Raw genomic sequence first — 12,072 nt, 5'->3', positions numbered from 1 at the left:
TAAATTAGATAGGTCTCTAGAATGTATTACCGATACTGAAGTGCAGCCGTCCATCCTGTTCCTCATCCCAGCCGTAATCAAGGCGGAGCTGTCCAACAGGAGTGTTCATCCTCATTCCCAGTCCATAACCATAATGCAGGTCGTCAAGGGCAATACTCTCTCGATCTTCCCAGACATTACCGGCATCAGTAAATAGAACTCCGGTAAAGCTTTCATTGAAGGGAATTCTGTATTCCAGATTTAATAATAATAGATTGTTGTTTGGAACAGCATCATCAAAATCACTCCGCTGATAACCGCGCAGGCTATCTGAGCCACCAAGATCATATTCCTCACTTGCGAGAGGAGTTCTCGGTTCACTTAAGCCGAGCTTCATCCTGGCTGCAATTGCATGATCACTGAAAGCAGGAAAATATCTGCGGCTGTCCCAGGTAAATTTAGTAAAGTTCATTTCTCCACCAATAAAATCTCCAGCGTGCTCAATTTCAAAATTATTGATTGAACCAGAAGTTGGGTGAAATCTGCTGTTGGAGGTGTCTCTACTAAAACCAAGAGTTAAAGAACGCAGACTCTTATCATAAAATGTTTCACCGCTGTCACTCCAGGTTTCTTTTGTATCCTGAGCTCTATATTTTAGTGAAGTCCTCCAGTTTTTGGGAAGTGGATGACCAAAAGTTATACTACCCCCTCTGCTTTTTCTGATATAATCTTCATCTGCGGCATTGGTTCTTTCTTTTTCGCGATCATAGACACTGAACCCGAAAGAAAAATCACTGCGCAGGAGATAGGGCTCATAAAAGTTTAAAGAATAAGTTGTAGTATCACCAAACTGCCATCTGGCTCCAATATTCTGACCATTTCCAAATAAATTTTTCTCGCTGACATCAACAAATCCAAGCCAGCCGTCTGTGGAACTATATCCACCACCAAAATTAAGGCGTCCGGTGTTGGCCTCCTCTAGATTAATCACCAATCTGGCCTGATTATCTTCACCTTCTACCCGAACTAATTCGGGATTAATGTTTTTGAAGTATTCCAGCTGGTGTAAATTTTGATAACCCTTCTGGATTTTATTGATATTTACTATATCTCCGGCTTCAATCGGCACTTCTCTCAGAATAACATAATTTTCGGTTTTTGTGTTACCTTTAATTTCGACAGCACTCAGGTGACCGGGACTAATTTTAACTGTCAGTACACCTTTTTCTGAAATATTAACATTTTTATAACGAGCTAGAACGTAGCCGTCATTCTGCATTTTTTCCTGAAACGATTTTAAGTTTTGATTCATCTTCTTAACATTTAAAACAGTTCCTGTTTGTAAGTCAAGTTCTTTTTTTATTGAAGCTGCTGTATATAATCCTTCATAACCGGAAAGCTCAATTTTTTTCAAGACCGGATTTTCCACAACTTCAAATATAACATGCAGGCCCCCCTCAAAATTTTCGAAAACTATATTTACATCCGAAAAATAACCGAGATCATAAATTGACTGCATGTCAGAACGCAGTGCTTCCTGACTTGTCTGATCACCAACCTCTGTCTGAACTGCATTCAAAATCTCAAAATCACCTACATATTCATTACCTCTAACCGAGATTTTAGTAACTTCATCAATTGGAATGTTTTGAGCTGCAGCTGTGATAGAAAAACTCAGCAGGATTGCTGCAATAAAGACTACTGTGACTAAACTTTTTTTCATTTCCTTGGCCTCCTAAAATTCAATTTCTGTTTCTATACTAATTTGATACTCCTGATCACCAAAATAAGTACCCTTAAGAACAGTTGGTTCTGTTAATTGATATTCAAAGGATAATTCTGCTCCTCTTCCTTCCTGATTAAAATAATTGGCATACTCTATATACAATCTATCTGTAATATTTTTACCTAAATAAATAGTAAATTCTCTCTCCATTCCAAACTGAAGGGCATCTATCTCTGCTCTATCAAGTGAAAATATCGTTTCAAAATCTGACTCAAGATCAGAGATTACACCCTGCTGCAAAAATGAATTTACAATCCTCGTCAGCTCCTGCCAGATAATATTTTGAACCCCTATATCTTCTCCACCGATAATAGCAGAACCAAGAGCTCCCCGGGTGGACAGAAGATTTAGGATCTCATCCTGGGTAAGATCCGCATCAGAACTCAGAGTAATCCTCATATTATCTGCAGGTCCTCTCAGGTTGATAGTGATCTCATATCCACCGGCATAGGTAACCGCATTAACACTGAGCTCGGGAATATCATTTTCGTTAACCGGACTAAATACTGCTTCTGCATTTTCAAGATTAAAATAAGAACTATAATAGGTAAATTCACCTTCCTGACTGCGCAAACGCCCTTCCAGTGAAAGCGGATCAGCCAGACTATTATTAAACTGCAGATTAAGACTTCCTCTCTGCACTATTATTTCCATATTTTCATTTTCCACTCTTACATTTTCTCCAGGTGTAATATCTAAGTTAATCCTGGGCACAAAAGCATTCGAATCGACCTCAGTTTCAGGCCATTCAAAGGGAATTCCAATCACAAAATCATGAACTAGCAAATCTCCTTCCAGCAGAGGATTTAATAAGGGTCCAGTGAAATTTAAATCTGCATCAAAATTACCTGCCAGCGAACCGTGTTCCAAATATAAATTCTGCCCAGTTAAGGATAAATTCCAGAAGTTTTCTAAATTCAAGAAATTTAGCCTGCCGTTGACAGAAAACTGACCTTCAGCAAAATTTCCATCTAGATTCTCTACCACTGCCTTTCCCTGAGCGAGGCTGATTGTTCCCTGCAAATTTTCTATCCGATGACTGAGACCGAGTTCTAAATATTCAGCTCCTATTTTCAGCTCCCCTTCTAGTGCTGGAGACTCCAGGCTTCCTTCCGCTCTAAAAGAACCATTAATACTGCCGGAAGCAGAATAACCCTCTCCCAGAAAAGAAATCAAAAAGCCCAGAGGAAGAGATTCAAGATTAGAACTTAAATTTAACTGGTCATCAATCAGAGAATAGCTGCCGTCTAATGTCAGTTCTCCACCCTGACTGAACTCTAGATTTTCTGAAATCGAAAACCTCCGACTGCTTTCCAGAATTATTTCTCCTTCTACCAGTTCCACGCTGTTGTTGTTAAGAGTTAGTTCCCGCAGCTGATGAGTTAACCTCACCACTGGAGCCTGCAGGCTTCCCTCTATACTTCCACTAAAATCCAATAAACTATTTAATTTGAAATTAAAACCATACTGACTGGAATTAACATTAAGTGCCAGCTTTGAAGCCTCAAAGTTAAGAGCCATATTTTCGCTAACTGTACCACTTAAGGACAGATTACCTGAACCTGTTTGAGCATCAGCATTAATATCAACCTCTGCCTGGTAATCTAATCCCTGAGATTTAAAATCTATCGAACCGGCAAAGATCAAATCTTCTGCCAGTGGATAAAAATTAGCAAACTGAAGAACCAGGTTTCTGGTTGGAACCTCCAGCAGCTCAAGTTCTAGCTCTGTTTTTATTTGACTACTTAAATCAAAAATTCTACCACTTAAGTTATAGCTGCCGGAAGCAGCAGAAAAATTAAAATGATCAATCGAAATCAGATTTTCATTTATATTATAGCTAAATGAGTTGTCATTAATCTCAATTCCCAGTTCAGAAAAACTCAAATCCTGAGAATCAAGTTCAAAATCAACAGTTATATTTTCCAGCTTCCCTCTGATCTTTCCGCTCAGAGAAAGGCTGCCATTTAGGTTGTCTGCAGCATACTGATAATCATTCAAATAATTGGCAGGTTGAAAACCATCCAACTGTAAATCTACATCAAATCCCTGGCTGAAATTAAAGCTACCGGCAGCAGTCAGCTGTAGATCCTGCTGTTCAGCAGCTAAATCATTAATTATAAAGTCACCATTTTCGCGGCTGATTTCTGCCTGCAGATTTGAAAATTCAATTTCCTGACCATCAAATTCCAGAATACTGTTATCTGCTTTTAAACTCAGATTAAGATTATAATCATTTACTCTGCCGCTAAAAGCTGCCTGGATCTGAACTTCCCCACTTAAGGGTAATTTTTGTCCGGCAAAGGCTGCTATATCCTGGAAATATAAATCCTGACTATTTACATTTAGATTAAGCTCTGCTTCTCCCAGTCGGGAAAGATTTTTAATCTCACCTGCCGCAGTAACTGAAGCCTGGGCAATTTTTGCCTGAAAATCATTTATCTTCAGATTATCATTTTCATAAACTGCAGAAAGCATCAGATCTTCTAAAAGATAATTATCATATTCTAATTGATTCATATTCAACCTGAGATTAACTGTTGGATTTGTAAAACTATCCAGAATCGAGCCTTCCAGGTAGGTAATATTTGGATTCAATTCAGTCAAAATTGAAGCTTCCCGGGCCAAAAATTCGTTTATAATTTGTGGTTCAAGATGGCGAGCTGCATAGCGAAGCTGCAGTTTTTCAGTCCCAAAATCAAGCTCGCCCATCAGATCCAGCCGGCCGTAATCAGAAATAACTTTAAAAGAATTAAGCAGCAGCTTCTGATCTGTATACCAGAAAGAACTGTCTACCTTAAAATATGATCCGGCAGCTGCAGTTTTAAAAGATAAATTTAAATTTCCATTTGCTGACAGCCCCTGCTGTTGACCGTAAAGCCCGGCTGCATCAATTTTAAAATCCAGCCGCCTGTCTTTAATCTGATTGAGCTGGGCCAGATAATTGTTCTCAGCAAAAAATTCAATCCGGGTCAGGTTAGAAATCAAATTTTCTGATAAAATAAAATTTTTCGCCTCTGCAGTTAAAAAATAATTTTTATTTTCAAAATTATAACTTCCTTTTAGAGCCAGCTGGTTTTCATCAGCCAGGGAAATTTCGGCCTTATTAAGAAAAAATTCATCCTGATCAAACATCAAAGAGATATCTGCTGAATTTAAGTCCATATATTGGCTGCTCAGCTCTGCCGCAGAAATTTCTGCGGCAGCAATCTGCAGCTGATTACTGGCTGTACTGAGATTAAAATTAAAGTCAAAAACACCTTTATTCAAATAAGGAGCTAAAAACCGATAATCATAATTAAAGTTTTCAGCTTCTACTTTTAACCTGTAATCCAGGGATTGATCAATCTTCAGACTCAAATTAACAGGATTCTGATCAACAAAAATTGTATTCTCACTGATCACTAAACTCAGTTCAGGACCTGCAGCCTTAATTTTTAAACTTGGTGAAGATAAAGTTAGCTTTTCCTTCTCTCCCTGAGCATAGTTATAGCTGCTCTGAAGAGTTAAATCCTCAACAGTTATCTGACTTTGATAGCTGCTGAGCTGATAATTTTTAAAGCTGAGTTCACCTCTTACAGAAGCCAGACCCTGAAGAGTTTTGAGATCAACCTCAAAATCCTGATAATTAAATTTACTCCTCTGCAGATTAGCAGCTGCTGCTGCCAGCTCAAGGCTTTCCCCTGCAAAATAGAGTTCCGCAGTGCCCTTATTCTTCTTAAATTTTAAATCTAAGTTACTTATCTTAAAATCATTGAGCTCTAAATCATTTTCGAGCTGCAGCTGTTTAATCATTACTCCTGCAGAAAAATTAAGTTTATAGCTCTCAGTACTCTCTGCTTCTAATCCGAGCTGTAGATCAGTTAACTCCAGATTAAGAGCAGCTGTCTTTAATACCAAATTTGAATTTCTAATATTTACATTTATATCAGCAAAAAAATCGGGCAGACTGAGGGCAGATAAAAAATCAGCATTACTCAAATTAGCCCCCGGCCTCTTAGCTCCTGGCCGCCAATCTGAAGCAGACAAGTTCTGATTTAAATTAATAAAATCTCCCTGAACTTCAATTTCTGCCCCAATCAGTTCTATAAACTCAACCTTAACTATTTCTTCCTCATTAAAATTCAGGCTGTAATCCAGGTTAAGACTTTCGGCTTTAAAAGTGCTTCCATTTCTGGCAGTAAACTCAAAATTGTTGAGTCGAATTCTATTTAGAGGCCATAAAGAGACAGAGCTGAAAGAAATATTGCCTGAAAATCTTTCTTCCAGAAAAGCAATAATATCCTCTTCAAAGTATTGGGGTAAGCCTACCAGCAAACTTAAAAAATAAGCTGAGATAAGCAGTACAATTAAAACTCCCAATAGATATTTAATTTGCTTATCCATTTAAAAACCTCCAGAAATCATTGACTATGTTTATTACTGCCTTAATTTTTCGTCTTTTTCCCATCCTGCAGCTGAATCACTTTCTGCTGTGGGCGAAGCTAAGATTTCTAGATCAAGATTCAAACTACCTTCCAGCACATATTCGGTAGAATATCGCTCTTTTATTTCTTCCTCCAGATTTCCAGCATCTTTAGCACCTTTAACTTCTTCCGGCTTCTGTTCATTTTCAGTTTGTTCTTTGTTTTCCGGTTTGTTATCTTCGCCTTCTTTATTTCCGACAGACTTCTGTCCCGGAGGCTGCTCACTGCTCTCCTGATAGATAGGAGCCGCATAGGAAGGATAAAGCTGTAAAATAAGATCATTGTTATCCGGTGAATCTAAATAATCGTTTAACATGGATTCCAAACTTTTGTGGCCAGAAATTTCAGCTTCATTTAATCCACCCAGGCTCTGATTTTGCATGGGTTCAGTATCTTCCGGCCGCACTGTCTCGCCTGTATAACCTCCATCAACAAAGAGGGTGGCTATACCAGGTTCCACATCTTCGGGTACTTTCATGGTAATCATTTTCGTTTTTGTGCCATTGCGATAGCGGTGGAGGGTTACTTCAACTCTCAACTTATCCCCGGGATATATTTTTTCGTTTAAGACCTTTGCTTCCTGAATCAAAGCCACACTATGACTCCGATTAAAATCCAGTTCTAAGCGAATATCAATTAAATTAACATCTGTAAACGGATTAGTCAGAATCAAATCTAACAATTGAGAAAAATCGGATAAAGCTGTACTTCCAATATCATTCTGACTGTAATACATATTGCTGGATTTTACCTGCAGCTCAGGTAGACCTCTCCCCATGATTTTAAGACGGGAGACTGCAGAACCGGGACCAATTCTATCCAGTGCCGAATCTACTGCCTGCAGAGCAGCACTATTTGCAAGAGAGGAAAATAAATACTCATCATTAATAATCTGCAGGCTGACTTCCTCAACCAGCTGCCCATTTTTGGAGACAGAGATATAAAGAGGAGTAATTTTGGGATATGTATCAATTCTTCCTGCAATACCAGCCCCTCTGTCCTGAGTTACTGAACCTAAAAGCCTGTTGTAAGGTGAACCGAGTTTAAAAGGCTGTTCTGTACTGGGAATAACAGCATTTATATGAGCTCGGCTCAGAAGATAATTTACCCGACCTCGATTGGTAAAGGGATGACCAAAAGCCAAAAATTGCCCCTGATCCACATAAGTCAGGGTACCAATTGAAGCTACACTGATATCACCTCTTACCAGCTGCACAGCAATCGCCTCTCCTGGTTTAGGTTTTTCACTGCTTTTATCTGCCTCTTCAATCCCTGAACTGGGAATAACACTTAGATTTAATTGGGCCAGCTTTTTCTCCAGTCTATCTAAAGCTCGACCGTTAATTCCACTAACCATAATTGGACTTTTTGTTTTAATAATATTTTTTCCTGGTGTAAATTCTTCAAGTTCAAAGTCACTAAAATTACCGCTTGTTTCTTTAAAATCATTATCTTCGAGCAGCTTAAGCATTCTCTCGATCGGGGTCACCAGACCATAAAGGTGATTACTATTATTCCATCCATAGCCAATAGCCCCAATTATACGATCTTTAAGATAAATAGGACTGCCGCTCATTCCGGCAGCAATTCCACCATATTTTTCTGCTTTATCACCGGTTAATTTAATTAATATTAAATCTTGATCCAGACTGCGGTTGTCGAGTACATCAATTATTTTCACTTCAAATTTTTCAATTTTACTTCCAGAATAAACAGTCTTTCCATAGCCTGTCATTCCTGCTTCTACTTCCTCTAAAGGCATAATGTTATCTGCGGCAAGCACTGGGGTATTGCTGAGAATTAAGACTATTAGAATAAAAAATAAAACCTTTTTCATAATTTTTTTCAAATTTAATCACTCTCCAGTTACTTTTACGATAAAATGCCCTGATCACCTGTGCTTAATACATTTGATATTTTGTCTAACTCATTTAAAGCCTGTCCGGTTCCTTCTGCAACACAGATCAGGGGATCATCAGTTACAAAGGCTCCAACTTCTGTCTGCCGACTAATAAATTTATCCAGACCCTCCAGTAGAGAACCTCCACCGGTCAAAATGATACCTTTTTCGACTATGTCAGCTGATAATTCTGGTGGAGTTTTTTCTAAAACCCGCCGGGCGCCCTGAGCAATATTATCAAGCAGTTCCTTAAAAGCTTTATGAGTTTCCTGGGCGGTTAACTCTATATGTCTGGGCAGTCCTGTCATTAAATCTCTACCTTTAACTTCATACACAGCAGAATAATTGGGATCTGCACTGCCGATGTTTATTTTAATTTCTTCCGCAGTTGATTCTCCGATAACTAAGTTATAATTTTCTCGAACATAACGTACCAGAGCTTCATCAAATTTGTCACCACCAACCCGGATCGACTCCCCGACAACTATTCCACCCAGAGAAAGAACAGCAATTTCTGTTGTTCCTCCCCCAATATCAATTATCATATTACCTTCTGCCTTTTCAATTCTAAGACCTGCTCCAATTGCAGCTGCAACCGGTTCTTCAATCAAAAATGCCTTGCGAGCTCCAACCTGAACTGCCGCTTCTAAAACTGCACGGCTTTCCACCCCGGTAACTCCAACAGGTATACAGACCATAATCAAGGGCTTAATAAATCTACTTTTAACCCCAACTTTTTTCAAAAAACTTTTGAGCATCATTTCGGCGACCTCAAAATTTGCTATTACACCATCTTTTAAGGGTCTAATAACTTCGATATTGCCTGGAGTTCTTCCCAGCATCCGCCGGGCTTCTTCCCCAACCGCAATTATTTTATTCGTATTTTTATCAAGAGCTACAAAAGAAGGTTCCTGTAAAACAATACCTTTGTCACTCTCATAAATTATAACTGTGGCTGTTCCCAGGTCAATTGCAATTTTTTTACTAAATTTATTTAATAAGTTCAATAGCATACTCCTTTCTTATACCTACTTTTTATTATAAACGATCAATCTTAAAATGAAATTAAAATTAACTATAATCTTCCCGGGACTGATTTCCAGCATTTATTTCTCCAGCATTGACTACAGCATATTTAGTTAAGAGAGGTCCGACCACTTCAGTTATCGCTGCGGTCAACAGCAGAGTATTGAAAATCAAAAGTCCGACTTCAGTTTCCTGAGTATACTGTTTTTGCACAGTATAAGCCAGAGCAATTGCTACCCCACTCTGGGGTAATAGTCCAAGGCCGATATATTTTTTTACTGCCTCTGGTGCTCCCGAAACTTTAGCAGCTAAAGTTGACCCCCCCACCTTACCGATGATCCGTGCTGTTAAATAACTAAAGGCTATCAGCAGAAAACTAAGGGAACCCATTTCGGAAAATCTAATTTCTGTACCTGCAATTATAAAAAACATCGCATAAAGAGGAATTGTTAAGGTATCCAGATATTCGGAAATCTGCAGATTCTTTTTAGCAAAGTTTTTAATTGCAAATCCAACTGACATATTGGCAATTAAAGGTGAAAATTCAAAAAATACTGCTATAGAAGAACTCAAAATTATGGTCGTGACAATAGTCAATATTTTTCTCGTTTTTTCATTAAAAATAGTTAGCAAATACTGAGCTGCATATCCCAGAGCCAGACCCACAAAAATAGATCCAAAAATCTCTGTCAGCGGATATATAATTAAGGCTGATAAATTTAATGGTTCTCCCGCTCCGCCCAGATACTGAGAATAGGCAATCGGATTGATTAGCGAAAAAATTATTAAAGCAAGAGCATCATCCAGACCAACAACCGCCATAATGGTTGAAGTCAAAGGTCCTTCCGCATTATATTCTTTTAAAACCATTACCGTTGCTGCCGGAGCTGTTGCAGAAGCAATAGCACCAAATAGGAGTGCCATATAGAGCGGGTTACCGATAAGATAAATAGCCGTGGTAACAACTACAAAAGCTCCAAATGACTCAAGTAAGGCTATATATAATATGTTTTTCCCCAGCCTTTTTATTGTTTTTATCGAAAGTTCACTACCGATGGTAAAAGCAATAAATGACAGAGCAATTGTGGTTACATAATTCAGATTTGCGAGAATAAATGTATAAAAATTTGTAAACTCCTGATCTATCAGCGGCAGTAAAGAAATTATATCTGGACTCATTAAAATACCCAGAAAGACATATCCTACTACTATTGGTATTTTATACTTTTTAGCCAGTAAAACTATTAAAAAAGCAAAAAGTAAAAATATTGAAATTAAGTAAAGTTCTTTATTGGAAATATTATTCAAAACCAACCATTCTTCAACTATAAGAACGGAAATTGATTCTAGCTCATTCATAACTACACCTCTTTTTTTATTCTACTTTCCTTATCTCCTTGTAAACTTATAAATAGAAAAATTATTCTTCAGCAGCTGTTTTGGATTCTGTTTCATCTAATAAATAATGCAGTAGGTTAGATCTCTCAATAAAACCTCTCAAAAAACCATTATCATTTGTTACAAACAGTACAGATTCTTTGTTGTTAAGCATAATATCAGCAAGTTTTTTCATATCACTGTCTTCTTTAACCGCATCTCGATTGCGGGCCATATACTTTTCAACTTTTTCGTCCTTAACATATTTTAAGTTTTCTACCGCTTCATTAACTTCATAAAAAAGACGGCTGCTGTCCAGAAAGCCAAAACTTTCTGGAATTATGTTCTTCAGAATATTATTACTGTAGATAGTTCCCACAAAAAGGTTTTGATGATTCACTACCGGCAGCACTGACTGCTCTGACCTATACATTAAAATTATAGCTTTGCGAATACTGTCATCAGGAGTAACTGAATTCATAGTCCGGATCATATAATCTCTTACATTACTCAATTTCTACACCTCCAGCTTATTAATTTCCAGTCGATCAAGATAGGAATTATAATCTTCCCGGTTCTGTAAGTAAATTTCTTTATTCTCTGCTATCCATAAAGCTGCCGCTCCTCCACGCAGATTAGCTTCTAAAAAATCGAAGTCCTCTGTCTGAAACGCATAATCAAGATAGCCTGTATTATAAGCATCACTGGAGCCAAGCCAGTTAACAATACAGTACCCTTTAGGTGATAACTGATAGACATCTCCATTTTTATCAAAAAGCAGTCGGTCACAGTGGAAGGGAATCATCACTCTTTTTGCACCCTGTTTTTGAATCTCTTTACCTGCTCTAATATAATCTTCTTTATCGTTCATTTCCATATCCAGAATTGTTTTATGGTGCTTAAAATAAGGGGTCACTATATCTGGATTTGACTTCAAAGCCAGTTTTAAAGCCTCTCCACTCGCCTGCAGAAATACGTGTTTTCCCTTATCCTTTGCAATTTTTATTAAACGCTGATAGATATCAAAATCTACTCCCTCAGGTACTGAGCCGGAGATTAAAATACATTTACTCTCGGAAATCGATCTTTTAAAACGAACAATTAATTCTTTTACCTCTTCTTTTTCTACCCGATAAGTATAATCATTATACTGAGTATAAGTTGCAGGTTCTCGACCAATTATTTTAACATTGTTTCTAATTTCACTTTCGGTATAAATATAGTTGCTGATAATATCCTGTTTCTGGACCATTTTTTCGAAGAACATTCCCTGTTTTCCACCAACAAAACCAATGTTTTGAACATCCTGATAACCTAAAGACTTAAAGTTAATTGCACTAATTAAACCCTTTCCCCCCGGGTAAATTTTTAAGTCTTCATCATTATAAATAAATTGGTTTTTCATAACTTCATTCTTATCAACAAAATATTCGCGGTCAATAGCTGGATTCAATGTCACTGTTGTAATCATTTTTTCACCACCTTGTTTTATTGAAAAGCAAAAACTAACTTTCAAAACAGAAAACCGCTGAAATATC

General features: G+C 37.7%; 7 protein-coding genes. All 7 read right to left on the bottom strand.

Features of this window, described 5'->3' with window-relative positions:
- Nucleotides 1-16 precede the first annotated feature (16 nt).
- Nucleotides 17-1,702 (bottom strand): BamA/OMP85 family outer membrane protein, encoded by a 1,686-nt coding sequence (locus DFR79_RS00480; protein ID WP_133513536.1) that lies wholly within the window; start codon nt 1,700-1,702, stop codon nt 17-19.
- Nucleotides 1,703-1,714: 12 nt separating this feature from the next.
- Nucleotides 1,715-6,151 carry a translocation/assembly module TamB domain-containing protein gene (locus DFR79_RS00475; RefSeq protein ID WP_133513535.1) on the bottom strand — a complete coding sequence of 1,479 codons (4,437 nt, stop codon included), beginning with the start codon at nt 6,149-6,151 and terminating at the stop codon, nt 1,715-1,717.
- A gap of 33 nt (nt 6,152-6,184) precedes the next feature.
- On the bottom strand, nt 6,185-8,080 hold the full coding sequence (locus DFR79_RS00470) for a SpoIVB peptidase S55 domain-containing protein (protein WP_133513534.1): 1,896 nt from the start codon (nt 8,078-8,080) through the stop codon (nt 6,185-6,187).
- Nucleotides 8,081-8,103: 23 nt separating this feature from the next.
- Nucleotides 8,104-9,144, bottom strand: coding sequence for a rod shape-determining protein (locus tag DFR79_RS00465; RefSeq protein ID WP_133513533.1), 1,041 nt, complete (start codon nt 9,142-9,144; stop codon nt 8,104-8,106).
- Nucleotides 9,145-9,202: 58 nt separating this feature from the next.
- Nucleotides 9,203-10,516 carry a cation:proton antiporter gene (locus DFR79_RS00460; protein ID WP_133513532.1) on the bottom strand — a complete coding sequence of 438 codons (1,314 nt, stop codon included), beginning with the start codon at nt 10,514-10,516 and terminating at the stop codon, nt 9,203-9,205.
- Nucleotides 10,517-10,577: 61 nt separating this feature from the next.
- Nucleotides 10,578-11,048 (bottom strand): CBS domain-containing protein, encoded by a 471-nt coding sequence (locus DFR79_RS00455; RefSeq protein ID WP_133513531.1) that lies wholly within the window; start codon nt 11,046-11,048, stop codon nt 10,578-10,580.
- A gap of 3 nt (nt 11,049-11,051) precedes the next feature.
- Complete coding sequence (locus DFR79_RS00450; protein ID WP_133513530.1) at nt 11,052-12,005, bottom strand: 1-phosphofructokinase family hexose kinase; 954 nt, start codon at nt 12,003-12,005, stop codon at nt 11,052-11,054.
- Nucleotides 12,006-12,072 lie beyond the last annotated feature (67 nt).

This window comes from Halanaerobium saccharolyticum (assembly GCF_004362045.1).
Classification (GTDB): Bacteria; Bacillota; Halanaerobiia; order Halanaerobiales; family Halanaerobiaceae; genus Halanaerobium; species Halanaerobium saccharolyticum_C.
Note: the sequence above shows the minus strand (reverse complement) of the source record. Positions and strands in the feature narration are given on the sequence as shown.

Excerpts from the sequence above, each read along its gene's own strand:
- DFR79_RS00480 (WP_133513536.1), bottom strand. The coding sequence starts at position 1,702 with ATGAAAAAAAGTTTAGTCACAGTAGTCTTTATTGCAGCAATCCTGCTG.
- DFR79_RS00475 (WP_133513535.1), bottom strand. The coding sequence starts at position 6,151 with ATGGATAAGCAAATTAAATATCTATTGGGAGTTTTAATTGTACTGCTT.
- DFR79_RS00465 (WP_133513533.1), bottom strand. The coding sequence starts at position 9,144 with ATGCTATTGAACTTATTAAATAAATTTAGTAAAAAAATTGCAATTGAC.
- DFR79_RS00460 (WP_133513532.1), bottom strand. The coding sequence starts at position 10,516 with ATGAATGAGCTAGAATCAATTTCCGTTCTTATAGTTGAAGAATGGTTG.
- DFR79_RS00450 (WP_133513530.1), bottom strand. The coding sequence starts at position 12,005 with ATGATTACAACAGTGACATTGAATCCAGCTATTGACCGCGAATATTTT.